This is a genomic window from Actinomadura sp. 3N407 (assembly GCF_052245875.1).
Taxonomy (GTDB): Bacteria; Actinomycetota; Actinomycetes; order Streptosporangiales; family Streptosporangiaceae; genus Spirillospora.
In genome coordinates, this window is the sequence record NZ_JBQQBP010000003.1 from 247,882 (window position 1) to 270,851 (window position 22,970).

General features: G+C 73.8%; 21 protein-coding genes. 11 read left to right on the forward strand and 10 right to left on the reverse strand.

The genetic code is table 11. The annotated features are described in order from the left end of the window. The first annotated feature begins 86 nt into the window (after positions 1 to 86). A complete protein-coding gene (locus ACTWPP_RS08890) occupies positions 87 to 386 on the forward strand; it encodes a DUF1905 domain-containing protein (RefSeq protein ID WP_443103653.1) in 300 nt (99 codons plus the stop codon). A gap of 51 nt (positions 387 to 437) precedes the next feature. On the opposite strand, the gene ACTWPP_RS08895 is transcribed toward ACTWPP_RS08890, so the two are convergent. Continuing rightward, positions 438 to 1,775, reverse strand: coding sequence for a carotenoid oxygenase family protein (locus ACTWPP_RS08895; protein ID WP_443103654.1), 1,338 nt, complete (start codon positions 1,773 to 1,775; stop codon positions 438 to 440). Positions 1,776 to 1,783: 8 nt separating this feature from the next. Continuing rightward, on the reverse strand, positions 1,784 to 2,410 hold the full coding sequence (locus tag ACTWPP_RS08900; RefSeq protein WP_443103655.1) for a TetR/AcrR family transcriptional regulator: 627 nt from the start codon (positions 2,408 to 2,410) through the stop codon (positions 1,784 to 1,786). A gap of 174 nt (positions 2,411 to 2,584) precedes the next feature. On the opposite strand from ACTWPP_RS08900, the gene hpnC reads away from it, so the two are divergent. The 6 genes from hpnC (at position 2,585) to hpnH (ending at position 9,597) form a co-directional block, all read left to right on the forward strand. Then, the gene (gene hpnC, locus ACTWPP_RS08905; protein ID WP_443103656.1) at positions 2,585 to 3,457 is read left to right on the forward strand and encodes a squalene synthase HpnC; all 873 of its coding nucleotides are present in this window, start codon (positions 2,585 to 2,587) and stop codon (positions 3,455 to 3,457) included. Between the two features lie 65 nt (positions 3,458 to 3,522). Beyond that, the gene (hpnD, locus tag ACTWPP_RS08910; protein ID WP_443103657.1) at positions 3,523 to 4,374 is read left to right on the forward strand and encodes a presqualene diphosphate synthase HpnD; all 852 of its coding nucleotides are present in this window, start codon (positions 3,523 to 3,525) and stop codon (positions 4,372 to 4,374) included. Continuing rightward, entirely contained in the window at positions 4,371 to 5,702 is a 1,332-nt protein-coding gene (hpnE, locus tag ACTWPP_RS08915; RefSeq protein WP_443103658.1) for a hydroxysqualene dehydroxylase HpnE, read from the forward strand. The genes hpnD and hpnE overlap by 4 nt, the downstream gene beginning before the upstream one ends. Next, positions 5,699 to 6,709 (forward strand): polyprenyl synthetase family protein, encoded by a 1,011-nt coding sequence (locus ACTWPP_RS08920; protein ID WP_443103659.1) that lies wholly within the window; start codon positions 5,699 to 5,701, stop codon positions 6,707 to 6,709. Before hpnE ends, ACTWPP_RS08920 begins: the two co-directional genes overlap by 4 nt. Next, positions 6,709 to 8,589, forward strand: a complete 1,881-nt coding sequence (gene shc, locus ACTWPP_RS08925) for a squalene--hopene cyclase (RefSeq protein WP_443103660.1) — start codon at positions 6,709 to 6,711, stop codon at positions 8,587 to 8,589. Before ACTWPP_RS08920 ends, shc begins: the two co-directional genes overlap by 1 nt. A 3-nt stretch (positions 8,590 to 8,592) precedes the next feature. After that, positions 8,593 to 9,597 (forward strand): adenosyl-hopene transferase HpnH, encoded by a 1,005-nt coding sequence (gene hpnH, locus ACTWPP_RS08930; protein WP_443103661.1) that lies wholly within the window; start codon positions 8,593 to 8,595, stop codon positions 9,595 to 9,597. Between the two features lie 16 nt (positions 9,598 to 9,613). On the opposite strand, the gene ACTWPP_RS08935 is transcribed toward hpnH, so the two are convergent. Then, positions 9,614 to 11,596 (reverse strand): phosphatase PAP2 family protein, encoded by a 1,983-nt coding sequence (locus ACTWPP_RS08935; RefSeq protein WP_443103662.1) that lies wholly within the window; start codon positions 11,594 to 11,596, stop codon positions 9,614 to 9,616. Positions 11,597 to 11,791: 195 nt separating this feature from the next. Here ACTWPP_RS08935 and ACTWPP_RS08940 point away from each other — a divergent pair, with 195 nt between their 5' ends. Next, a complete protein-coding gene (locus tag ACTWPP_RS08940) occupies positions 11,792 to 12,487 on the forward strand; it encodes a PadR family transcriptional regulator (protein WP_443103664.1) in 696 nt (231 codons plus the stop codon). 2 nt (positions 12,488 to 12,489) lie between these two features. After that, complete coding sequence (locus ACTWPP_RS08945) at positions 12,490 to 12,972, forward strand: DUF1707 SHOCT-like domain-containing protein (protein ID WP_443103665.1); 483 nt, start codon at positions 12,490 to 12,492, stop codon at positions 12,970 to 12,972. 61 nt (positions 12,973 to 13,033) lie between these two features. On the opposite strand, the gene ACTWPP_RS08950 is transcribed toward ACTWPP_RS08945, so the two are convergent. Next, a complete protein-coding gene (locus tag ACTWPP_RS08950) occupies positions 13,034 to 13,714 on the reverse strand; it encodes a response regulator (RefSeq protein ID WP_443103666.1) in 681 nt (226 codons plus the stop codon). Further along, positions 13,711 to 15,075, reverse strand: a complete 1,365-nt coding sequence (locus tag ACTWPP_RS08955; RefSeq protein ID WP_443103667.1) for a sensor histidine kinase — start codon at positions 15,073 to 15,075, stop codon at positions 13,711 to 13,713. Before ACTWPP_RS08955 ends, ACTWPP_RS08950 begins: the two co-directional genes overlap by 4 nt. Before the next feature lie 130 nt (positions 15,076 to 15,205). On the opposite strand from ACTWPP_RS08955, the gene ACTWPP_RS08960 reads away from it, so the two are divergent. Then, on the forward strand, positions 15,206 to 17,746 hold the full coding sequence (locus ACTWPP_RS08960) for an ABC transporter permease (protein ID WP_443103669.1): 2,541 nt from the start codon (positions 15,206 to 15,208) through the stop codon (positions 17,744 to 17,746). A 13-nt stretch (positions 17,747 to 17,759) separates the two neighbouring features. On the opposite strand, the gene ACTWPP_RS08965 is transcribed toward ACTWPP_RS08960, so the two are convergent. Further along, positions 17,760 to 18,689, reverse strand: coding sequence for a LysR family transcriptional regulator (locus tag ACTWPP_RS08965; protein ID WP_443103671.1), 930 nt, complete (start codon positions 18,687 to 18,689; stop codon positions 17,760 to 17,762). 73 nt (positions 18,690 to 18,762) lie between these two features. On the opposite strand from ACTWPP_RS08965, the gene ACTWPP_RS08970 reads away from it, so the two are divergent. Then, positions 18,763 to 18,942 (forward strand): hypothetical protein, encoded by a 180-nt coding sequence (locus ACTWPP_RS08970; RefSeq protein WP_443103672.1) that lies wholly within the window; start codon positions 18,763 to 18,765, stop codon positions 18,940 to 18,942. On the opposite strand, the gene ACTWPP_RS08975 is transcribed toward ACTWPP_RS08970, so the two are convergent. The 4 genes from ACTWPP_RS08975 to edd are packed head-to-tail and all read right to left on the reverse strand — an operon-like array spanning position 18,933 to position 22,845. Further along, positions 18,933 to 19,322 (reverse strand): PPOX class F420-dependent oxidoreductase, encoded by a 390-nt coding sequence (locus ACTWPP_RS08975; protein ID WP_443103673.1) that lies wholly within the window; start codon positions 19,320 to 19,322, stop codon positions 18,933 to 18,935. The genes ACTWPP_RS08970 and ACTWPP_RS08975 overlap by 10 nt on opposite strands. Before the next feature lie 36 nt (positions 19,323 to 19,358). Further along, positions 19,359 to 19,985 (reverse strand): bifunctional 4-hydroxy-2-oxoglutarate aldolase/2-dehydro-3-deoxy-phosphogluconate aldolase, encoded by a 627-nt coding sequence (eda, locus tag ACTWPP_RS08980; RefSeq protein WP_443103674.1) that lies wholly within the window; start codon positions 19,983 to 19,985, stop codon positions 19,359 to 19,361. Further along, the gene (gene glk / locus ACTWPP_RS08985) at positions 19,982 to 20,983 is read right to left on the reverse strand and encodes a glucokinase (protein ID WP_443103675.1); all 1,002 of its coding nucleotides are present in this window, start codon (positions 20,981 to 20,983) and stop codon (positions 19,982 to 19,984) included. The genes eda and glk overlap by 4 nt, the downstream gene beginning before the upstream one ends. 50 nt (positions 20,984 to 21,033) lie before the next feature. Continuing rightward, positions 21,034 to 22,845: a phosphogluconate dehydratase gene (gene edd, locus ACTWPP_RS08990; RefSeq protein ID WP_443103677.1), complete on the reverse strand. Its 1,812-nt coding sequence runs from the start codon at positions 22,843 to 22,845 to the stop codon at positions 21,034 to 21,036. Between the last annotated feature and the right edge of the window lie 125 nt (positions 22,846 to 22,970).

Consider the following 22,970-nt stretch of genomic DNA (forward strand, 5'->3'; position numbering starts at 1 on the left):
CCGGCGGCGATGAGTTTCGCCGTAGAGGGCGGTCTCAATCAGTGACCGTCGAACCAGGGGCCGCCGTGCCCCGGGAAGGACACCGGATGACCACGAAGACCAGCAGCAAGCAGTACGAGCTGGACGTGCAGTTCACCGTGCCCCTGCGGAAGAGCCCGGCCAAGGGCGGCTGGACGTACGTCGTCTGGGACGAGTCGGCGGAGTTCTTCAACACGCGAGGGCTCGTCAAGGTCAGGGGGACCATCGACGGGCATCCGTTCCGGGGGTCGTTCATGGCGCTGGGCGACGGCACCCACAAGCTGGCGGTGAAGGCCGAGATCCGGCGGGCGCTCGGCAAGGACGCCGGCGACGACGTCACCGTCCACCTGGAGGAACGCCTCGGGTAAGCCGTCAGTAAGTACCCCGAGAGATCAGCCACCCGCGCACGGGCGTCCCGCTCAGGAGGGGTCGGGTGCCCAGGAGCCGTGGAAGCCCAGCGGGACGCGGACCGGGAGGTGGACGGTCGCGACGGCCTCGCCGGTGAAGTCCTGGGAGGCGATGACGACGAGGTCGGTGGCCTGCCGGACGGGGTCGAACGCCAGGGTCATCAGGTAACCGTCGTCCTCCGCCGAACCGGGCGCGGACGGGACGAACACGGCCTCGCCGACACCGGAGCCCGCGGAGAACAGGCGCGTCTCGGACGATCCGCTCTCGTAGTCGTGCTTCATCAGGCCCTCGCCGGCCTGGTTCTGGACGACGGCCTCGGCCGTGACGGTGTAGCCGTACCGGTGCCGGTGCGTGCTGAGCCGCTCGTCCACGCGCGGGAACTCCTGCGCGCGGTCGTCGACGGTCTCCTGCACGACCTTCCCGGCGGCGGGGTCGATCGTCCAGCGGTCCAGGGTCGGCGGCGGGTTGCCCTCCAGGCGTCCGCCGTGCAGGAAACTCGGGAAACGGGCGAGGTCCACGACGACGCGGTCGCCGTCGTCGTAGGCGTTGAGGGTGTGGAAGACCCAGCACGGCGGGATGTCGATCCAGCGGACGTCGTCGGCGCCGCCGTCGCGCGGCATCACGCCGACGCGGGCGGGATGGGCGTCGTTCCACGCGTACGGGAGACGCACCTCCGCCTCGGCCATCTCCATGGAGAACGTGATGGGCAGGTCGTAGACGATGACGTACTTCTGCGTCAGCGCGAAGTCGTGCACCATCGGGCCGTCCGAGACCGGGACCTCGACCGAGCGGGTGATCTCGCCGGACGTGCTCAGGACGGTGTACTCCAGGTGCTCCCAGCCGAAGAAGTACCCGATCGCGTGGAGTTCGCCGGTCTCGGGGTCCTTCTTCGTGTGGGCGGTGTAGCCGCCCTTGAGGGTGCCGCCGAAGTCGCACGGGCCGAGGGTGCGGAGTTCGTCGTCGAGCCGGTACGGCCTGGCCCCGGCCTCGACGAGGGCGAGGGTGTCCCCGTTGTGCTCGATGACGTGGGTGTTGGGGGCCATGTCGAAGTCCTCGACGATCGGTCCGGCGGGCCACGGCTCGCCGAGCAGCTCGGCGACCTTCTGCGAGCGGACCCAGCGGTTGCGGTACCACTCGGCGCGGCCGTCGCGGAGCCGGATGCCGTGCACCATGCCGTCGCCGAGGAACCAGTGGTAGGACGAGTCGTCCTCGATCCCGAGGGGGTTCGGGCCGATGCGGAGGTAGCGGCCGCGCAGGCCGGGCGGGATCCGGCCGGTGACGGGCAGGTCGTGGACGGTGACCTCCTCGGTGACGGGTGCGAGGAGCCCTTGCAGGTAGGGGCTGGTCATGGGTGGCCTCACTTCCGGGGGGTGACGAAGAAGCCGGACGACACGCCGCGCATGAGGGTGTCGAGGATCGCGTCCGCGTCGGGCAGGTGGCCGTCGAGTTCGAGGCTGACGAAGCCGTGGATGCCGGCCCAGAAGGAGGCGGCGACGTGCCGGGGGTCGGCGTCGATCAGCAGCCCGGCCGCGGCGCAGGCGGTGACGGCGTCCTCCAGGATCTGGAACGTGGACAGCGCGGTGGACAGGGCCTCCTCGCCGGGCTGGAACCCGGGGAGGGGCTCGCCGAACATCAGCCCGTAGTAGTTGCGCTCGGCGAGGGCGTTGGCCCGGTAGGCGCGGCCCAGTTCCCGGACGTGGACGCGCGGGTCGGGGTCGTGCGGGACGGCGGCGAGGCGCCGGCGGAACCGTTCGAAGCCCTCGATGTAGAGCGCCTCGGTGAGCCCGGCCTTGCCGCCGAACATGCGGTACAGGACGGTGGTGGAGCAGCCGGCCTCGGCGGCGATCCGGCGGAGCGCGAGCGCCTGCGGGCCCTCGGTGGCCAGCAGCCGGCTCGCGGCGTCCAGCAGCGTGGTGCGGATCGCGTCGTCGCCCCGCCGCTGGGCCATCTCGAACGCGCTCGGGGCAACCGTGTCCCCGGCCATCGACCACCTCGCAGTAACGACGTTTTCTTAGCGTAACACTGTTATCGCGCGTAGGCGGGGGAAGGTCAACCTTCGGGACGCCGGTCGCTCAAGAACGGTTCGGGCCCGGCACGCAGCGTTTCAATAAGTCCATACCTTGGCCAGAGTTTCTCTAGTGCCGGTCCGGTCGATCTCATGAAGGTGATCATTGACCCGCCCTGGAGCGCCGACGAGCACGATCGCGCGCTGGACCGGCTCGCCGCCCGGGAGAACTTCCCGGTCGCGGCGCGGCTTCTGCCCGCCCGGCACCGCGCCGGCCTGCGGGCCGTCTACGGCTTCGCGCGGCTCGTCGACGACATCGGCGACGAGGCGCCGCGGGAGCAGCGCGCCAAACTCCTCGGCCTCGTGGACGACGACCTGGACCGCGTGTTCGCCGGACGGACGCCGAACCTGCCGCAGTTACGGAGGCTGGCCCGGACGGTGCACGCCGGCCGGCTCCCCGCGGAGCCGTTCCGCGACCTGGTCCGGGCGAACCGCCAGGACCAGGTCGTCCACCGGTACGAGACGTTCGCGGAGGTCACGGAGTACTGCGCGCTGTCGGCCGCACCGGTGGGACGCATCGTCCTGCACCTGTTCCGCGCCCACCGGCCCGCGCTCGTGGCGGCCTCCGACGACGTCTGCACCGCGTTGCAGCTCATCGAGCACTGCCAGGACGCCGGGGAGGACTACCGGAACGGGCGGATCTACCTGCCCGGCGAGGACCTGCGCCGGTTCGGCTGCGCAGAGGACGACCTGGCCCGGCCGGTGACGCCGACACGGCTGCGGGGCGTCCTGGCGCTGGAGGCGGGCCGGGCCGCCGATCTGCTGGACCGGGGAGCCGCGCCGCTGATGGCGGGCCTGACGGGGTGGGCGCGGTTCGCGGTGGCCGGCTACGTGGCCGGAGGCCGCGCGGCGCTGTCGGCTCTGGCGCGCGGCCGTTACGACGTGCTCGCGCATCCGCCGCGTCCACGACGGGCCGGGGTCCTGGCCCGGTGGGCGTGGGCGGCTGGCAAGGGGGGAACGAAGTGATGACGGTTTCGGAGGCTTGTGAGCGTTCCGAGCGGGTTTTTGAGGCATATCGGCACTGCGAGCGGGTGGTGCGTGAGGAGGCCCGCAACTTCTCCTACGGGATCCGGCTGATGCCCGCCCCGAAGCGGCGGGCGATGAGCGCGGTCTACGCGTTCGCGCGCGGCATCGACGACGTCGGGGACGGCCCGGAGCCGGCGTGCGTGCGGCTCGACCTGCTCGACCGGTCGCGGCGGCGGCTGGCGACCGTGCAGGACGTGCTGCGGCGGCGCGCCGACGTCGCCGCGCTGGAGGGGCACCCGGTGCTGACGGCGCTGGCGGACGCGGCGGGCCGCTACCCGATCCCGCTGGACGCGTTCGACGAGCTGATCGACGGCTGCGAGGCCGACGTGCGGGGCGCCGACTACGCCACGTTCGACGACCTGCTGCGCTACTGCCAGCGGGTCGCGGGGACGGTCGGGCGGCTGTCGCTCGGGGTGTTCGGCTCAGACGGGCGGCAGCGGGCCGAGGGCCTCGCGGACTCGCTCGGCGTCGCGCTCCAGCTCACCAACATTTTGCGGGACCTGCGCGAGGACCGGATGGCCGGGCGGGTCTACATCCCCGCCGAGGATCTGGAGCGGTTCGGCTGCACGCTGGAGCTGGACGAGTCCGGCATGTTCATCGACCCGCCGTGGCGGCTGAACGAGCTGATCGGCTTCCAGGCGGAGCGGGCGCGGGCCTGGTACGCCGAGGGCCTGCGGCTGCTGCCGCTGCTGGACCGGCGCAGCGCCGCCTGCACGGCGGCGATGGCGGGCATCTACCGGCGGCTGCTGGAGAACATCGCGGCGCGTCCGTCGGCCGCGCTGAACACCCGTGCCTCGCTGCCGACATGGCAGAAGGCGGTGGTGGCGGCGCGCGCGCTGTCGGGGGTGGAACGGTGAGCGTCGTGATCGTCGGCGGCGGGCTCGCGGGCATCAGCGCCGCGATCGCGCTGCAGGAGTCGGGCGTGCCGGTCACGCTCGTGGAGTCCCGGCCCTGGCTGGGCGGCGCCACGCATTCGTTCCTGCGGGGCGAGCTGTGCGTCGACAACGGGCAGCACGTCTTCCTGCGGTGCTGCTCGGCCTACCAGGGGCTGCTGCGCAGGCTCCGCGCCGACCACCTGGTGGAGATACAGGACCGGTTCGACGTCCCCGTCCTGCTGCCCGGCACCGAGACGGCGCGGCTGAGACGGTCGAACCTGCCGAGCCCGCTGCATCTGCTGCCCGCGCTGGCGGGATATTCGCCGCTGTCGGCCGCCGACCGGCTCCGGGCCGTCCGCGCGTCGATCGGGCTGCGGAGGCTCGATCCCGCCGATCCGGCGCTCGACGCCGTGTCCGCGGGTGCGTGGCTGGCCGAGCACGGGCAGCGTCCGTGGCCCCGGCAGGCGCTGTGGGGCCTGTTCATCACCTCCGCGCTGAACGCCGATGTGGACGACGCGGCGCTCGGCCTGTCGGCGATGGTGTGCCGCCGCGCCCTGTTCGGACGCGCCGACGCCGCCGACATCGGGCTCCCGCGCGTCCCGCTCGAGGAACTGCACGGAGGCCCGGCGCTGCGGCGGATCGCGGAGATGGGCGGGACCGTCCGCCTCAAGGCCAAGGTCGAGGCGGTCACCACCGACCCGAAGGTCGTCGTGGACGGCGCCCCGGTCGCCGCCGACGCGGTGATCATGGCGGTGCCGCACGACGCGGCGGCGCGGCTGCTGCCCGAGCAGGCGCTGCCCGACCCGCTGCGCTGGCCCGAACTCGACGCCAGCCCGATCGTGAACGTGCACGTCGTCTACGACCGGAAGGTCATGCACGAGCCGTTCGCCGCGGCCGTCGGCTCGCCCGTCCAGTGGGTGTTCGACCGGACGGCGGTGAGCGGCCTCCGCCGCGGCCAGTACCTCGCGATCTCGCTGTCGGCCGCCGACCGCTGGGTCGACATGCCGACCGCCGAGCTGCGCGCCCGGTTCGTCCCCGAGCTGCGGCGGCTGCTGCCCGCCGCGCGGGACGCCGCCGTCGTGGACCTGTTCGTCACGCGGGAGCGGCGGGCGACGTTCCGGCAGCGTCCCGGCAGCGCGAGCGCCCGGCCCGGGGCGGCGACGCGGGCGCCGGGCCTGTTCCTGGCCGGCGCGTGGACCGACACGGGCTGGCCCGACACCATGGAGGGAGCAGTGCGCAGTGGCCTCACCGCCGCCCGCCTGGTCCGCCGCCACCTGGACGGCCACCTGGAGAGGGTGAGGAACCCATGACCGCTGTTCCGGTCTCGATGACCGATGTCCGTGAGCTCGTCGACGGCGCGCTGCGCGCCGCCGTCGGCCGGCTCGACCCGCGCACCTACCGCGTCGCGGCCTACCATCTCGGCTGGGCGGACAAGGAGGGCCGTCCCCGCAAGGCACCGGCGGGCAAGGCGCTCCGCCCGGCGCTGGCGCTGCTCTCGGCCCGCGCCGCCGTGGCACCGCCGGAGAGCGCGCTGCCGGGCGCGGTCGCGGTCGAGCTGACCCACGCGTTCTCGCTCCTGCACGACGACATCATGGACGGCGACCGGACGCGCAGGCACCGCCCGGCCGCGTGGACGGTGTTCGGCGAGGCGTCCGCGATCCTGGCCGGCGACGCGCTGCTCTCCCTCGCCGGTGAGGTCCTGCTGGAGGCGCCCGGCCAGGGCTCCGCGCGGGCGGCGCGGGCGCTGTCGGCCGCCACGCGCCGCCTCATCGCGGGCCAGGCCCTCGACATGGACTTCGAGACCCACAGGCGGATCGGCCTGGACGAGTGCATGTCGATGGCGTCCGACAAGACCGCGGCGCTGCTGGCGTGCTCATGCTCGATCGGCGCCGTCCTGGACGGGGCGCCCGAGCCCCTCTGCCGTGCGCTGGAGGAGTTCGGCGCCGACCTCGGGATCGCGTTCCAGCTCGCCGACGACCTGCTCGGCATCTGGGGCGACCCGGAGGCCACCGGCAAGCCCGCGCTGTCGGACCTGCGGTCCCGCAAGATGTCGCTGCCGGTCGTGGCGGCCCTGAACGCCGACGCGCCCGAGGCCGCGCGGCTCGCCGAGCTGTACGCGCGGCCCGACCTGTCCGAGGACGACCTGGCCGAGGCCGCCGCGCTGGTGGAGGCGGCCGGTGGACGCGCCTGGGCCGAGATGGAGGCCGAGAGCCGCATCCAGCGCGCCGCCGAGCATCTGGTCACGGCGCGGCTGCCCGAACCCGTACGCGCCGACTTCCTGCACATCGCCGACTTCGTCACCGGCAGGGACCACTGATGACGGCGACGCAATCACCGGAGACCGCGCGGACCCGGACGGCCGCCGAGGCCCTCGACGCCGCGCGCGAGCATCTGCTGCTCCTCCAGTCGCCGGAGGGATGGTGGAAGGGCGAGCTGCAGACCAACGTCACGATGGACGCCGAGGACCTGCTGCTGCGCGAGTTCCTCGGCGTCCGCACCGGCGGCGACACCTACGAGACGGCCCGCTGGATCCGGTCGCAGCAGGCCGCGGACGGCACGTGGGCGAACTTCCACGACGGCCCGCCCGACCTGTCCACGACCGTCGAGGCGTACGTGGCGCTGCGGCTCGCCGGAGACCAGCCCGACGCCGGCCACATGATCCGCGCCGCCGCCTACATCCGCGGCGAGGGCGGCGTGCCGGCGACGCGCGTCTTCACGCGGTTCTGGCTGGCGATGTTCGGCCGGTGGCCGTGGGACGAGCTGCCGGTGCTGCCGCCGGAGATGATGTTCCTGCCGCGCTGGTTCCCGCTGAACGTCTACGACTGGGCGTGCTGGGCGCGGCAGACGATCGTCCCGCTGACGGTCGTGGGCGCGCTGCGTCCCGTCCGGCCGCTGCCGTTCGGGCTGGACGAGCTGACCCCCGGCTACGACGTCCCGCGGCGGCGGAGGCGGACCCTGCCCGGGTGGGACGAGGCGTTCGAGACGCTCGACAAGGCCCTGCGCGTGTACGAGCGGCGGCCCGTGAAGGCGCTGCGCAGGGCCGCGCTGCGCCGCGCCGGCGAGTGGATCGTCGCGCGGCAGGAGCGGGACGGGTCGTGGGGCGGGATCCAGCCGCCCTGGGTGTACTCGCTGCTCGCGCTGAACCTCCTCGGCTACGGCCTCGACCACCCCGTCATGCGGCGCGGCCTGGACGGGCTCGAACGGTTCACGATCCGCGACGAGAAGGGACGGCGCCTTGAGGCGTGCCAGTCCCCCGTCTGGGACACCGTCCTCGCGATGAACGCGCTGGCCGACGCCGGCCTGCCGGCCGGGCATCCGGCGCTGGAGCGGGCGGCGGACTGGGTGATCGGCGAGGAGGTCAAGGGGCCCGGCGACTGGTCGGTGCGGCGGCCGGATCTGCCCCCGGGCGGCTGGGCGTTCGAGTTCGACAACGACTGCTACCCCGACGTCGACGACACCGCCGAGGCGGTCATCGCGCTGAACCGCGTCCGGCATCCGCGGGCCGAGCCGGCGATCGAGCGGGGCGTCCGCTGGATGGCCGGGATGGTCTCCGGGGACGGCGGGTTCGGCGCGTTCGACGCCGACAACACCCGCGCCCTGTGCCGCCGGCTGCCGTTCTGCGACTTCGGCGAGGTCATCGACCCGCCGTCCGCCGACGTCACCGCGCACGTCGTGGAGGCGATGGCGCACCGCGGCATGGCCGACTCGCTGCTCGTCAAGCGGGCCGTGGTGTGGCTGCTGAAGGCGCAGGAGCCCGACGGGTCCTGGTTCGGCCGGTGGGGCGCCAACCACGTGTACGGGACGGGCGCCGTCGTGCCCGCGCTGATCGCGGCGGGCGTCCGGCCGGGCAAGCCCGTGATCAGGGACGCCGTGGGGTGGCTGGAACGCCACCAGCGCGACGACGGCGGCTGGGGCGAGGATCTGCGCTCCTACCGCGACCGGTCGTGGGTCGGGCACGGCGCCTCGACGCCGTCGCAGACGGCGTGGGCGCTGCTCGCGCTGCTCGCCGCCGGTGAGCGCGGCCCGGTCGTCGAGCGCGGCGTCCGGTGGCTGGCCGAGCACCAGCGGCCGGACGGGTCGTGGGACGAGGAGCACTTCACCGGCACCGGCTTCCCCGGCGACTTCTACATCAACTACCACCTGTACCGCCTGGTGTTCCCGCTCAGCGCGCTGGGCCGGTACCTGAAGGGTGCATGAGACATGGCGATGCCACTGCGCCAGAGCCTGCGGGTCGGCGGGTACGTGCTGCGCAACAGGCTGGCGGGGCGGTCGAAGTTCCCGCTCCTCGTCGAGCTGGAGCCGCTGTACGCGTGCAATCTCGCGTGCGCGGGCTGCGGGAAGATCCAGCATCCGGCGGACGTGCTGAAGCAGCGGATGCCGGTCGAGCAGGCCGTCGCGGCGATCCGCGAGTGCGGCGCTCCGATGGTGTCGATCGCGGGCGGCGAGCCGCTGATGCACCCGGGGATCGGCGAGATGGTCGCCGAGCTGGTCGGGATGAAGCGGTACGTGTTCCTGTGCACGAACGCGGCGCTCATTCCGAAGAAGATCGATCGGTTCGAGCCGTCCCGCTACTTCGCGTGGGCCGTGCACATCGACGGCCTGCGCGAGCGGCACGACGCGTCCGTCTGCAAGGACGGCGTGTTCGACCAGGCGGTGGACGCGATCAGGATGTGCAAGGAGCGCGGGTTCCGGGTCACGACGAACACGACCGTGTTCAACACCGACACCCCGCAGACCGTCATCGACGTCCTCGACTACCTCAACGACGACCTGCGCGTCGACCAGATGATGATCTCGCCCGCGTACGCCTACGAGAAGGCGCCCGACCAGGATCACTTCCTCGGCGTCGAGGAGACCCGGAACCTGTTCCGGAAGGCGTTCGCGGACGACCGCCGCAAACGCTGGCGGTTCAACCATTCGCCGCTGTTCCTCGACTTCCTCGAAGGGAAGGTCGACTTCCCGTGCACGGCGTGGGCGATCCCGTCGTACTCGCTGAAGGGCTGGCAGCGGCCCTGCTACCTGATGGACGACGGCTACGTCGACACCTACCGGGAACTCGTCGAGACGACCGACTGGAACGCCTACGGGCGGGGACGCGACGACCGGTGCGCGAACTGCATGGCGCACTGCGGCTACGAACCCACCGCCGTCTTCGCGACGATGGGGTCGCTGAAGGAGTCGCTGCGCGCGATGCGGAGCATCTAGTCCGCGAGCGAGCGGGTCACTCCGGCTCGTCCCGCAGTTCCTCGATCACGTCGTGGACGGCCGTCATCAGCGCGTCGGCGTCGTCGGTGAGCCCGGGGTCGACCGAGAGGCCGAAGCACAGCTCGCCGTCGACGCCGAGCCCGGCGATCGCGAACGGCGCGCCGGGGGCGAGCGGGACGATCGGGTACACGGCGGTGAGGGGGGCGCCGGCCAGGCGCAGCGTCTTGTCGGGTCCCGGGAGGCTCGACACGGTGCCCTGGAGGAACCGGCCGCTGTAGGACATCCGGGCGAAGCGGGCGTGCAGCGGTGCCGGCATCAGCCGTCCCGCCTGCCACATCACGAACCACGCGGCCTGCGCCCGGGTCCCGGACCGCAGCACCCGGCCGCGCTTGGCGATCAGCGCGAGGCGGTCGGTCTCGGACATCTTGCCGACCGGCAGGTCCACCATGACGGCGGTGGTGTGGTTGCCGACCATGGCGCTGCCCGGCGGCCGCATCATCAGCGGCACCGCGACACGGCAGGTGCCGGGCCGCCCGTCGTCCTCGCCGACGACCCGGTTCAGGGCGCCGGCGACCGCGCACAGGACGACGTCGGTGACGCGGGCGCCGTGGCGGCGGCCCACGTCCCGCACCGCCGTCAGCGGCAGGTGCATGGTGCCGTACCGGCGTTCGGACGTGCCGGCGGCGGGCAGCCGCTCCGGGCGGGTGACGGCGGTGGCGAGCTGGCCGAGGCCGATCACGGTCGCGAGCGCCTTGCGCAGCGGCCTGCGCGGCGGTGCCGGAACGGGCTCGGGCGGCGGCTCCATCAGGTACACCGCCTGCGCGACGATGCCGACGCCGTCGGCGACCACGTGGTGCATCAGGTACACGACGGCGGTGCGGCCGGGCTCGGCGCCCTTCAGCACGACCATGCGCCACGGCGGCCTGTCCAGCGGCAGGGGATCGGACTGGATCTCGGCGACGGCGGCGCGCAGGCCGGCCATGCCGTCGACGTGCCGCTCGGTGACGTGCCATTCCCAGTCGACCGGGTCGTGGTCGCGCCAGACGGGGCGGCGCCAGCGGCCCCGCCGGACGAGCCGCTGCCGGAACCGGGGCAGCCCGTCCAGCCGCTTGTCGATCTCCCGTACGAGGTCGGCGCGGCCGACGTCGCCCCGCGAGGTGTCCAGCATGATCACGCCGCCGGCCTGCTGGGGGGCGGCGGGCGTCTCCACCGCCATGAAGAAGGCGTCCGGCCCCTGGACCTTCGGGGCCGGGGGCCGGGAGATGCGCTCGGCGACGTACACGGGTATGACGACGAACGGGACGGCGGCGACGGCGTCCAGCAGGAAGTGGTTCGCGGTGGCCATGATGACGTAGAGGGTCACCAGGATGTGCACGATGTTGAGCGCCTGCACCCAGCGCTTCGCCTTCACGCGGGCGAGTTCCACGCCGACCCACATCGTCCAGGCCATGTGCAGCGACGGGACGGCCGCCAGCTGGTCGGCGTGCTCGACCAGGGGCGACCCCCATGATCCCCAGGTGCCGCCGAGGAAGACGGTGTCGATGTACCCGAGTTCGGGCATGAGCCGCGGCGGCATGACGGGATACAGGACGAAGCAGGTGAGTCCCGCGAGGTTCATCAGGATGAACGCGTTGCGGGCCGTCCGGTAGTGCTCGGGGTGGCGCGCGAACAGCCAGATCAGCAGGGCGAGCGCGCTGGCGACATAGGTGATCGCGTACTCGTAGTTCGCGAGGACCCGCACGATCCCCTGGTCGGCCAGCCACCTGTTGAGGGACAGCTCGATGTCGATGCGCAGGGCTATTTCGAGGTTGTAGATCGCCTCGCCGTGCGCGCGCGCCGACCCGATCCTGGTCTGCTGGGGGAGGCTCGCCACCAGGACGTAGACGGCGAACAGCGCGAGTCCGAGCAGCAGTTCCCTGCGGGCGCTCAGCCGCCGCCGGCTCGTCGCACCCGTCGTGAGCACCGCGTCCCGCACGGTCACCGCTTCCTGTGTGCCCATCGTCCTCCCCATACGGCTGTTACCCAAGATTCTGGCGATCAGACGGCGGTGACGCCAGGCGGGGAGCGGCCCCGGATCGCCGCATCGGGAAACGACGATTTCTCCCGGGAACAATCTGGCCCGTCCGTACGTCTACGATATATCGTTGTCGTATCGCGAGGGATCAAAGAGAGGTCTCAGAAGGTGGTGCAGAACATGGGACACAGGCATGGGCACGGCGGCCCCCGGGGGCGCGGCGACTTCCCGAACCTCGGCTGGCTGTTCGGCGGCGGCCCCGGACCCGGACCGTGGGGACCGCCCGGCGGCTTCGGCCCCGGACCGCGTCCCCCGTGGGCGCGCGGTCGCGGCGGGCCGTGGGGCCGGGGGCCCAAGGCGCGCAAGGGGAACGTCCGCGCGGCGATCCTCGTCCTGCTCGCCGAGGAGCCGCGCAACGGCTACCAGATCATCCAGGAGATCAACGAGCGCAGCGGCGGCGCCTGGAAGCCGAGCCCCGGCGCGGTGTACCCCGCGCTGCAGCAGCTCGCGGACGAGGGCCTGATCGCGGGCGAGGAGGCCGCCGGGCGGCGGTCCTTCCATCTGACCGACGAGGGCCGCGCCTACGTCGAGGAGAACGCCGCGCGGCTGGCCGAGCCATGGGCGGAGATGACGCCCGAGTACGGCGAGGGCGTCCCCGAACTGTTCAAGCAGGCCGCGCAGACCGGGGCAGCGGTGATGCAGATCGTCCACTCCGGGTCGCCTGAGCAGGTCGGTCAGGCCAAGGACGTCCTGTCGGAGGCGCGGCGCAACCTCTACCGCATCCTGGCCGACGACATCGACGGCACCGACGACACGGACGACGGGGACGACGACACCGGCGATGCGGGCCCGACGGCCGACGACACCAGGGAGTGACCATGGCACGCCAGGACGAAATGCGCATCGGCGACGCCGAACGGGACGCGGTCATGGTCGCCCTGCACGACCACTTCGCGGCGGGACGGCTTGACCGCGGCGAGCTGGACGAGCGCATGGACGCCGTGCTGTCCGCCAAGACGCGCGGCGACCTGCGTCCCCTCGTCCGCGACCTGCCCTCGCCGACGGGCTTGCCCGAACCGGACGTGCGGGCGCCGGCGGACGTCCCGTGGGGGCCGGGCGCGGCGGTGATGTTCGGCGGCCCGGGGCATCCGGCGTGGCGGCACCGCCGGCACATGGCCCGGGGCCATCACCGGCACGGGCCGCGGTTCCCTGCGTTCCCGCTGCTGCTCGGGGTGTTCCTCGTGCTGGCGTTCACGGTCGGGCCGGGTGCGGGGTTCTTCGCGGTCCTGCAGATCGCGCTGGCCATCTGGGTCGTCCGCGCGGTCCTGCTGGCGTTCGGCGCACGCCGCTCCCGCACCTGAACCGCGCTCCCCTGCGGCGTGTCGCCTTATGCGGCCGCTCACAGGGGCGACACGCCGCAGGTCAACGCAGGCCCGCGTCGCGGGCCAGGAGGCCGGCCTGGGTGCGGTTGGCGCAGCCGAGCTTGTCGAGGAGGCGGGAGACGTGGCCCTTGACGGTGGCCTCGCTGAGGTGGAGGCGTCCCGCGATCCGCGCGTTGGACAGGCCCTCGCCGAGGCAGGCCAGCACCTGCGTCTCCCGCTCGGTGAGGCCGCCGACGAGCGCGCGGACGCGGTCGCGGCCGGACGCGCGGGCGTCGGCCGTGCCGAGCAGCCGCATGGTCGCGGCGGCCGACATCACGGTGTGCCCGTCGGCGGCGACCCGGACGAGCTTCACCAGGTCCTCCGGGGGCGTCGACTTCAGCAGGAACCCCGCGGCTCCGGCCCGCAGCGCCCGGATGACGTACTCGTCGGCGTCGAACGTGGTCAGCGCGACGACGACGGGCGGGGAGCGCAGCGCGGTGATCCGCTCGGTGGCGGCGAGGCCGTCCACGCCCGGCATCCGCAGGTCCATGAGCACCACGTGCGGCCGGTACCGGACGACGGCCTCGACCCCGGCGGCGCCGTCGTGGGCCTCCCCGACCACCTCGACGTCCTCGGCCGCGCCGAGGATGGTGCGCAGATGCGCGCACACCATCGGCTCGTCGTCCACCAGCAGCACCGTGATCGGCGTTTCCCGCCCGGGGGACGACCCTGCGGTGATCATGGGGCCGGCTCCGCCGCCGGCGCGGCGACGGGCAGGTAGGCGGGCAGGGACGCCTCGACGCGGAAGCCGCCCGCGGACGGGCCCGCCGTGAACGTGCCGCCGATCAGCTCGACGCGTTCGCGGAGCCCGGCGAGGCCCATCCCGGACCCGCTGGCCGCCAGCTCGGCGTCCGCGCCGCGGGACGCGGCGGCGTTGCGCACGGTCAGCGTCACGCCGTCGGCCCGGTAGCGGACGTCCACGTGGACGGCGGCGCCCGGCGCGTGCTTGCGCGCGTTGGTCAGCGCCTCCTGCACGACCCGGTACGCGGTGCGTCCCACGGCGGGTGAGGCGGGCGGCGGATCGCCGTGCTCGGCCAGCTCGACCGGGACGCCGACCGCGGCGGACTCGGCGACCAGCGCGGACAGGTCCGGCAGCGGCTCCGCCGCCGCCGCGGACGCCTCCTCGGGGTCGCGGCGCAGCAGCCCGATGACGTCACGGAGTTCTTCGAGGGCCTGGCAGCCGGCGCCGCGCAGCTCTTCGGCGGCCGCGCGGGTCGGCTCGTCCGGGGCCCGCACGCGCAGGGCCCCCGCCTGCAGCACCATCAGCGTCACCCGGTGCGCGACGACGTCGTGCATCTCGGCGGCGAGCCGGGCGCGTTCCTCCGCGCGGGCCCGCTCGGCCAGCAGGTGCCGCTCGCGTTCGGCCCGTTCCGCCCGCTCGGTGAGGGCCTGCACGACGCGGCGGCGCGCGGCGGCGTACATGCCGATCAGCGCCCCGCCGATCACGACGGCCATGCTGCGGAAGACGATCCCTTCGACGGCCCCGGTGTCCTGGGCGGCGATGCTCCGCAAGGCCGATTCGGGGAGGACGTCGTCCAGGCAGCCGATCGGGACGAGCACCGCGGCGACCGGCAGCCAGCGGACCCAGACGGGGCGGGCCCCCTCGCGGGGGAACGCCATCACCGCGTACGCGGCCAGCGGCGCGGTCGGCGGCCACCAGATCGCCGGTTCGAGGGTCCGGTCGGCGTCCACCCGCAGCAGCGTCCCCGGCGCGGCCAGCTCCACCAGCCACACGAGCACGGCCAGCCCGGCGGTGATCCACGCGACCGTCATGGGGGCGCGGCGCCGGAACAGCAGGGCGAGCGCGGGCACCAGGAACAGCACCGGTGCCGCGCCGCCGTGCCACCGGATCATCGTGTCCGGGCCGGCGGCCGTCCACCAGCTCTGGGCCACGCCTGACAGCACGACGGCGGCGTCGGCGACCCGGTCGCGGGGCCGTCCGGACGGGAGGAGCCGCGCGAGGAGGGGACGCGGCGAAGGCAGGCGCACGCCTGCCCCCTGTGGGAGGACGCGCCCCCACACCCCCCGGTCCGCTTCGCTCATCCCATTACCGTACGCACCCGGACCCGGCCTGCCACCCCTACGAAAGTCGCGTCGCACCGCACGTCCGCAGGGGGCGGACGCGACGATTCGCGCTGCCGCCGGGCGGGCACGTCCGGCTGGAATCGGCGGCATGCTCAAGCTCGTACTCCGGGGCCTGGTCGCCCACCGCGCCCGCCTGCTGCTGTCGATGGTCGCGGTCGTGGCCGGCGTCGCGTTCGTCGCCGGGACGCTGATGTTCTCCGCCACGCTGGACCGCTCGTTCGACCGCGCCTTCGACGATCTGGGACGCGGCACGGACGTGATCGTCCGGACCGAGCGGGCGTTCGGGCCGGGGCTCGGCGAGCGGGCGCCGGAGCGTCCCGTCCCGGCACCGGTGCTGCGGACCGTGCGGAACGTGGACGGTGTCGCCAAGGCGCACGGCGTCGTCACCGGGTTCGCCGCCGTCGTGGACCGGCGCGGCCGGGTCGTCGGAGCGGAGCCGCAGACGGGGGTGGCATGGGACGGCGACCCGGACCTGTCGCTCCCCCGGCTCACGTCCGGGACGCCGCCCGCCGCGCCGGACGAGATCGCCGTCGACGTCACGACCGCCCGCGACGCGGGATACCGGATCGGCGACCGGGTCACGGTGGCGCTGCTGTCGGGAACCCGCGCGTTCCGGCTCACGGGCCTGTTCGAGGTGGGCGACTCCGCGCTCGGCGACCACCTCTCGATGACGGCGTTCGCACCGGACACCGCACGGCGCCTGCTGTCCGATGATCCGGGGACGTTCGCGCGGATCGTCGTGCACGCGGACGACGGCGTCTCGCAGGAGCGGCTGCGGGACGCGGTGGCCGCGGCGCTCCCGTCCGGCGTCGAGGCGGTCACCGGGCGCGCGGCCATCGAGGAGCAGGCCGGGCAGCTGAAGACGGTCCTCACCGTGATGCGGACGTTCCTGCTGGTCTTCGCCGTGATCGCCGTGTTCGTCGGCTCGTTCATCATCTTCAACACGTTCGCGATGCTGGTGAGCACGCGGGTCGGGGAGCTGGCGCTGCTGCGCGCGGTGGGGGCCTCGCGCGGGCAGGTGACGCGGTCGGTGCTCGGCGAGGCGGCCGGGGTCGGGGTGGCGGGCTCCACGCTCGGCCTGGCGGCGGGCGCCGGGGTCGCGGCCGGGCTGGCCCGGCTGATGACGGTCGTCACGGGCGGCGAGGAGCTGCCGTTCGGGACTCCGGCCGTCCCCGTCTCGGCGGTGATCGCGTCCTACGCGGTGGGGACGCTGGTCACGCTGGCCGCCGCGTTCGTCCCGGCGCGGCGCGCGTCGCGGATCCCGCCCGTCGCCGCCCTCCGCGAGGCGACGGCGGCGCCGCGCCCGCTGCGGGGCCGGGTGTGGTGCGGCGCCGCGGCGCTCGCGGTGGGCGCGGGGGCGGTCGCGGCCGGGCTCGCGTCGGAGGGGAGGACGGCGCTGACCCTGGCCGGGGCGGGCGCGATGGCGGTGTTCGCCGGCGTGATCGTGGTGTCGCCGGTGCTCTGCCGTCCCGCGATCCGGATCCTGGCCTGGCCGTTCACGCGGTTCGGCGGGAGCACGGGCCGGATGGGCGGACGCAACGCGCTGCGCGACCCGAGGCGGACGGCGGCGACGGCGTCCGCGCCGGCGATCGGCCTCGCCCTCATCGCGGCCGTGTCGGTGATCGTCCAGTCGATGGCGGCGTCGGTGGACCGGCAGCTCGACGCGGGCCTCACCGCCGACTACCGGGTCACCGGCCAGAGCCAGATCACGCCGGTCAGCGCGGAGGCGGCCGGTGCGGTGGCGGCGGTGGAGGGCGTGCGGTCGGTGATCCCGATCCGCACGGCGCGGTTCATGCTGGGCGGTTCCGTGCGGACGGCCACGGCGGGCAGGCCCGGTGAGCTGCTCGGCCACTTCCGGCTGCCGCTCCGGGAAGGGTCCTCCGCGGTGCGCGGGGACTCGTTGCTCGTCGGCCGCAGCGTCGCGAAGTCGCAGGGCTGGGAGGTCGGGACGACGGTCGCCGGCCGATACCGGGACGGGACGAAACGGACGTTCCGGATAGCCGGGATCTACGCCGACCGGCCGTCGCTCACCCCGTCCGCCCCCAGCATGATCATCAACTGGGACGGCTACCGGGACCACGTCCCGGACGCCCCGATCGACCGCATCGAGATCAACGTCGGCGCCGCGGAGAGGGGCGCGCTGGAGGCGGCGCTCGCCCCGTGGCCCGGCCTGGAACTGAAGGACCGCGCCCAGGTCAAGGACGAGGCCGCCGGGGACATCGAGCTGTTCCTCAACCTCGTCCTCGGCCTGCTCGTGCTGTCGGTCCTCGTCGCCGCGCTCGGCATCGTCAACACGCTCGCGCTCGCGGTCACCGAGCGGACGCGGGAGATCGGCCTGCTCCGCGCCATCGGCATGCAGCGCCGCCGGCTCCGCCGGATGATCCGCTACGAGGCGGTCGTCGTCTCGCTGTTCGGCGCGGTGCTCGGCGTCGGGACGGGCGTCGTCCTCGGGATCGTCCTGCAGCACGTGATGGCGGAGGGCGACGGCGGCATGGAGGTCCTCGCGATCCCCTACGGGCGGCTGGCGGTGTGCGTCGCGGCGGCGGCCGTGATCGGCGTCGTCGCCGCTGTGTGGCCCGCCCGCCGCGCCGCCCGGATGAACGTCCTCCGGGCGATCGCGACCGAGTAGGAGGGCGGGGCGGTCAGGCGGCGGGCATGCGGGCGCAGCCGCCGGGAACGGCGTCGTGGAGGGCGCGCAGGCCGCGGGCGATCAGCGGGTTCGCGCGGCTGCCGCGCCGCACGCAGGTCAGCACGCGCCGCCTCGGCACGCCGTCACCGGTCAGCGGGACCCGGACCACCTGCTGGTCGCCGGGCCCGCCCGCCAGCCGCGGGACGAGCGACACGCCGAGGCCGTTGCCGACCAGCGCCCAGATCACCGACCAGGTGGTGGCGTTGTGCACGATCCGGGGCGTGAACCCGGCCGCGGCGCAGTAGGCCATGACCTGGTGGTAGTGGGCGCAGCCCTCGGGCTGGACGCTGATCCACGTCTCGCCCGCCGCGTCCTCCAGCCGCACGCCGCCGCGGCGCGCGAACGGGTGCCCGGCCGGGACGATCAGGTCGAGGACCTCCTCCAGCAGCGGTTCCCGGTCGAAGCGCGGGTCGCCGGGCGGCGGCGCCTCCGGGGTCGGCTCGATGACCGCGATGTCGGTCTCGCCGGCGGTGAGCAGGCCCACGGCCACGTCGGTGTCGCATTCGCGGATCTCGACCGTGAGGTCCGGGTCGACGCGCAGCAGGGCGCCCGCGGCCGGAGCGACGAGCCCGCCGACGGCCGTGGTGAAGCCGCACATGCGCAGCGGCCCCGCGACACCGGCGCGGTGCGACTCCAGGTCGGCGAGGGTCTCCTCCCACTTGGCGAGCAGGCCGTCGGCGTGCTCGATCAGCAGGTACGCGGCCGGGGTCAGCCTCACCTTGCGGCCCTGCGGCTCCAGCAGCGGCACCTTCAGTTCCCGCGCCAGTTCGCGCAGGTGGTGGGAGATCGCCGACGGCGTGAGGTGCATCGCCTCCGCCGCCGACGTGACCGTCCCGTACTGGTGGACGAGCCGGAGCATGTGCAGCCGCCGCAGGTCAATCATGTAACCATCTTGCACGATTCCATGCGGAAAGCTGAAATAGACGGCAACGTTCGACCGGCCGCAGACTCGGATCATGACTCAGCAGAACACGACACTCTCCCGGCATCTCACCAGTGACGGCGTCGTCGTATGGACCCGCTGCGCCTGCGGGCGGCTCCGGATGGACCTCGTCCCGTACGCGGGCGGCACGCCCCTCACCGCGGGCCCGTGCCCGCACTGCGCCTCCGGTCCCGCCCCCGGAGCTCAGTCCTGATCGAGGGTGATCTCGTAATGGAGCGTCCGGAAGCGCTTCAGCCGGTGGAACAGCGGCACCGCGAAACCCTGGAGGAGCGGATGCTTGCGGGCCAGCAGCCTGCGGATCGGCTTCGACTCCTCCTCGGAGAGCAGCCGGGCACGGCCGCGCGACGCCGGCCCGGTGACCTTCCCGCGGAACGTGCTCGGCGCGATCTCCACCTCCGGGTTGCGCGCCAGCCGCTTCGTCTTGACCGCCTGGTCGAAGGTGCGGAAGTAGGCGTGGCCGTCCCGGACGACCACGTTGACGGGGGTCCCGACCGGCGTCCCGTCCTTGCGGTAGGACGTCAGCAGGATCGTGCGCTGGGCTCTCAGCCTCTCAAGCGTCGATGCGATGCTCATGCCCTGGAGACGGGAGGACCGCCGCCGGATGTGACATCAGCCGGCGCGCAGGGCGGCCGCTTCGGAGGCGAGCTTGCGGATGCGGTCCCAGTCGCCGGCGCGGACGACGTTCGCCGGGGTCAGCCAGGACCCGCCGACGCAGCCGACGTTGCCGAGCGCGAGGTAATCGGCGGCGTTCCTCGGGCTGATCCCGCCGGTCGGGCAGAACCGGATCTGCGGTAGCGGCCCGCCGAGCGCCTTCAGGAAGGCGGCGCCGCCCGCAGCCTCGGCGGGGAAGAACTTCATCGCCGTGATCCCGTCCTCCAGCAGCGCCATGGCCTCGGACACGGTCGCGACGCCCGGCAGGAACGGCAGGCCGGTCGCGACCATCGCGGCCTGGAGGCGGGGCGTGCAGCCGGGGCTGACCAGGAAGCGGGCCCCGGCGGCCGCGGACCGCTCGGCGTCCTCGGGTCGGGCGACCGTTCCCGCGCCGACCACCACGTCCGGGACCTCGGCGGCGATCCGCTCGATCGCCTCCAGCGCGGCGGGCGTGCGGAGCGTCACCTCGATCGCCGGGAGCCCGCCCTCGACGAGGGCTCGGGCCATCGGGACGGCCGCGCCGGCGTCGTCCAGCACGACGACGGGGATCACGGGCGCGAGGTCGAACAGGTCTTCGGCGATCATGCAAGCTCCAGGTGCTCCGGGTCGGGCAGGCTCTGCGCGATCCGCATGGTGGCGCCGACCAGGGCCGGGCCGTGGTGAACGATGAGCGCGGTGGGAATGCCGCGCATGTAGTCCTCGACGGGGGGCTTCCCCTCGAAACGGGCGCGGAACGCGCTGTCGCGCAGCACGTCCGCGATGCGAGGCAGGATGCCGCCGCCGAGGTAGACGCCGCCCCGGGTGCCGAGCGTCAGGGCGACGTTCCCGGCGAGCGACCCGAGCAGCGCGCAGAACATGTGCAGCGCCTCGCGGCACACCGGGTCGCCGCGGCGCTCGCTGATCTCCTGCGCGGTGAGCGGTTCGGCCGGCGTGCCGCCGATCGCCGCGAGGTAGCGGTGGACGCGGCTCAGCCCGCCCCCGGACAGCAGGAGCTCGGCGGTGGCGGAACCGTGCTCGGCGCGCAGCCGCCGCGCGACCTCGATCTCCCGGTCGGTCGCCGCCGGGACGTCGACCTGGCCGCCCTCGCCGGGCAGCGGCACCCACCCGGACGGCGTGGGGACGAGGCCCGCGACGCCGAGCCCCGTCCCGGGGCCGACCACCGCGAGGGTCCCGCCGGCGGGCGGGCATGCCTTCCCGATGGGGACCAGGTCGTCCTCGCGCAGGCGCGGGAGCGCGAGGGCGAGGGCCTCGAAGTCGTTGATGATGTCCAGGCGGGGCAGCCCGAGATGGTCGCGGACCTCCTCGGGGGTCCCCTTCGGCCAGCCCGCGTTCGTCAGGTGGAACGTCCCGCCCGTGACGGGCCCCGCCACCGCCAGGCACGCGGCGGACGGCCGGACGTCCGGGGCGTACCGGCCGAGGTAGGCGGCCGCCGCCTCGGCGAGCCCGGCGTGGTCGCGGGTGGGCAGGGAACGGACGCGGTACGGGTCGCCGTCCGGGCCGTCCACCAGCGCGAACCGGGCGTTCGTGCCGCCGACGTCGGCGACCAGCCAGGGCGCGGACTCCGACACCGCCGTCCCGCTCATGCCTGCGTCCTGTGAGGGGGCGACCCCCCACGCCCCCCGGTTCGCTCCGCTCATGCGAAGACTCCGGCGCCCCGCTCCGCCGGGCCCACCGCGTGCCGGAACGCCTGGAACAGCTCCCGTCCGGTGCCCCACGCCTCCTCGGCGGCCCCGGCCGCGGGCTCGCGGGCGGCGAACTCCTCGTCCGGGACGAGGACGTCCAGCGCTCCCCCGTCCGCGTCGAGCCGGACGATGTCGCCGTCGCGGACGCGGGCGAGCGGCCCGCCCGCCGCGGCCTCCGGCGACACGTGGATCGCGGCGGGCACCGCCCCGGAGGCGCCCGACATGCGGCCGTCGGTGACCAGCGCGACGCGGTGTCCCCGGTCCTGCAGGACCGACAGCGGCGGGGTGAGCCGGTGCAGCTCCGGCATGCCGTTGGCGCGCGGCCCCTGGTTGCGGACGACCGCCACCACGTCCCGGTCGAGTTCTCCGGCGGCGAACGCCTCCTGAAGCCGCTCCTGCGAGTCGAACACGCGGGCGGGCGCCTCGATCACGCGGTGCTCGGGGCTGACCGCGGACACCTTGATGACGGCCCGTCCCAGGTTGCCGCGCACCGTGTGCAGTCCGCCGTGCGTGTCGAACGGCTCGGCGACGGGACGCAGGACGTCGGTGTCGCCGGATTCGGTGGCGATGTCCCGCCACTCGGCCCCGCCGTCGGCGAACTCGGGGACGCGCCGGTAGTCGGCGAGAGTGTCCCCTCCGACCGTCGCGGCGTCCTCGTGGAGGAGCCCGGCGTCGATCAGCTCGCCGATGAGGAACGCGGTGCCGCCCGCCGCGTGGAAGTGGTTCACATCGGCGGACCCGTTCGGGTAGAGGCGGGTGAGCAGCGGCGTGACCTTGGACAGCTCGTCGAAGTCGTCCCAGGTCAGCTCGATGCCCGCCGCCGCGGCCATCGCGACCAGGTGCAGCGTGTGGTTCGTGGACCCGCCCGTGGCCAGCAGCGCGACGATGCCGTTCACGAACGCGCGCTCGTCCAGGAGCTCGCCGATGGGCGTGTAGTGGTCGCCCAGGTCGGTCAGCCGCAGGACGCGCCGTCCCGCCGCCTCGGTCAGGGCCTGCCTCAGCTTCGTCCCCGGCGGGACGAAGCTGGCCCCCGGCAGGTGCAGGCCCATGACCTCCATGAGGAGCTGGTTGGAGTTCGCCGTCCCGTAGAAGGTGCACGTGCCGGGCGAGTGGTAGGACGCGGCCTCCGCGGCGAGCAGCCGTTCCCGCCCGACCTCCCCGGCCGCGAACCGCTTGCGGACCTTCGCCTTCTCATCATTCGGCAGGCCGGACGCCATCGGCCCCGCCGGCACCAGGATCACCGGCAGATGCCCGAACGACAGCGCCCCGATCACCAGCCCTGGGACGATCTTGTCGCAGACGCCGAGCAGCAGCGCGCCGTCGAACATGTCATGCGACAGCGCCACCGCCGTCGCCATCGCCACCACGTCCCGGCTGAACAGCGACAGCTCCATGCCGGCGCGTCCCTGCGTGATGCCGTCGCACATCGCGGGCACTCCCCCGGCGAACTGCGCCGTCCCGCCCGCAGACCGGATCGCGCCCTTGAGCAGGTCCGGGTAGTGCTGGAGCGGCTGGTGCGCCGACAGCATGTCGTTGTACGCCGACACGATCGCGATGTTGGGCGTGACGTCGCCCCTGAGCCACAGCTTGTCCTGGACGCCGCAGGCCGCGAAGCCGTGGGCCAGGTTCGCGCACCCCATGCCGCCGCGCACCGGGCCCTCCGTCCGGGCGTCCCGGATCCGCCGCAGGTACGCGCCGCGCCGCTCGGCGCTCCGTTCGGCGACGCGCCGGGTCACTTCCGCCAGCACGGGATGCACAGCCATGGGACGCCTCCAGACCAGGGGGAACTCCAGATCATCAAGCTACCGAGACATACGTAACCGGCACAAGCCGACTTATGAACTTCTTCTTACAAAACCATGCATCTTCCACCAACTGGACGTACCGA

Bases quoted from the DNA above. Each gene is read 5' to 3' on its own strand.
- ACTWPP_RS08975 (WP_443103673.1), bottom strand. From the start codon at position 19,322: ATGAGCATCGCATCGACGCTTGAGAGGCTGAGAGCCCAGCGCACGATC.
- ACTWPP_RS08935 (WP_443103662.1), bottom strand. From the start codon at position 11,596: ATGGGCACACAGGAAGCGGTGACCGTGCGGGACGCGGTGCTCACGACG.
- ACTWPP_RS08970 (WP_443103672.1), top strand. From the start codon at position 18,763: ATGACTCAGCAGAACACGACACTCTCCCGGCATCTCACCAGTGACGGC.
- ACTWPP_RS08945 (WP_443103665.1), top strand. From the start codon at position 12,490: ATGGCACGCCAGGACGAAATGCGCATCGGCGACGCCGAACGGGACGCG.
- ACTWPP_RS08950 (WP_443103666.1), bottom strand. From the start codon at position 13,714: ATGATCACCGCAGGGTCGTCCCCCGGGCGGGAAACGCCGATCACGGTG.
- hpnH (WP_443103661.1), top strand. From the start codon at position 8,593: ATGGCGATGCCACTGCGCCAGAGCCTGCGGGTCGGCGGGTACGTGCTG.
- ACTWPP_RS08890 (WP_443103653.1), top strand. From the start codon at position 87: ATGACCACGAAGACCAGCAGCAAGCAGTACGAGCTGGACGTGCAGTTC.
- ACTWPP_RS08900 (WP_443103655.1), bottom strand. From the start codon at position 2,410: ATGGCCGGGGACACGGTTGCCCCGAGCGCGTTCGAGATGGCCCAGCGG.
- edd (WP_443103677.1), bottom strand. From the start codon at position 22,845: ATGGCTGTGCATCCCGTGCTGGCGGAAGTGACCCGGCGCGTCGCCGAA.
- hpnC (WP_443103656.1), top strand. From the start codon at position 2,585: ATGAAGGTGATCATTGACCCGCCCTGGAGCGCCGACGAGCACGATCGC.
- ACTWPP_RS08965 (WP_443103671.1), bottom strand. From the start codon at position 18,689: ATGATTGACCTGCGGCGGCTGCACATGCTCCGGCTCGTCCACCAGTAC.
- shc (WP_443103660.1), top strand. From the start codon at position 6,709: ATGACGGCGACGCAATCACCGGAGACCGCGCGGACCCGGACGGCCGCC.
- ACTWPP_RS08920 (WP_443103659.1), top strand. From the start codon at position 5,699: ATGACCGCTGTTCCGGTCTCGATGACCGATGTCCGTGAGCTCGTCGAC.
- ACTWPP_RS08960 (WP_443103669.1), top strand. From the start codon at position 15,206: ATGCTCAAGCTCGTACTCCGGGGCCTGGTCGCCCACCGCGCCCGCCTG.
- ACTWPP_RS08955 (WP_443103667.1), bottom strand. From the start codon at position 15,075: ATGAGCGAAGCGGACCGGGGGGTGTGGGGGCGCGTCCTCCCACAGGGG.
- glk (WP_443103675.1), bottom strand. From the start codon at position 20,983: ATGAGCGGGACGGCGGTGTCGGAGTCCGCGCCCTGGCTGGTCGCCGAC.
- ACTWPP_RS08895 (WP_443103654.1), bottom strand. From the start codon at position 1,775: ATGACCAGCCCCTACCTGCAAGGGCTCCTCGCACCCGTCACCGAGGAG.
- eda (WP_443103674.1), bottom strand. From the start codon at position 19,985: ATGATCGCCGAAGACCTGTTCGACCTCGCGCCCGTGATCCCCGTCGTC.
- ACTWPP_RS08940 (WP_443103664.1), top strand. From the start codon at position 11,792: ATGGGACACAGGCATGGGCACGGCGGCCCCCGGGGGCGCGGCGACTTC.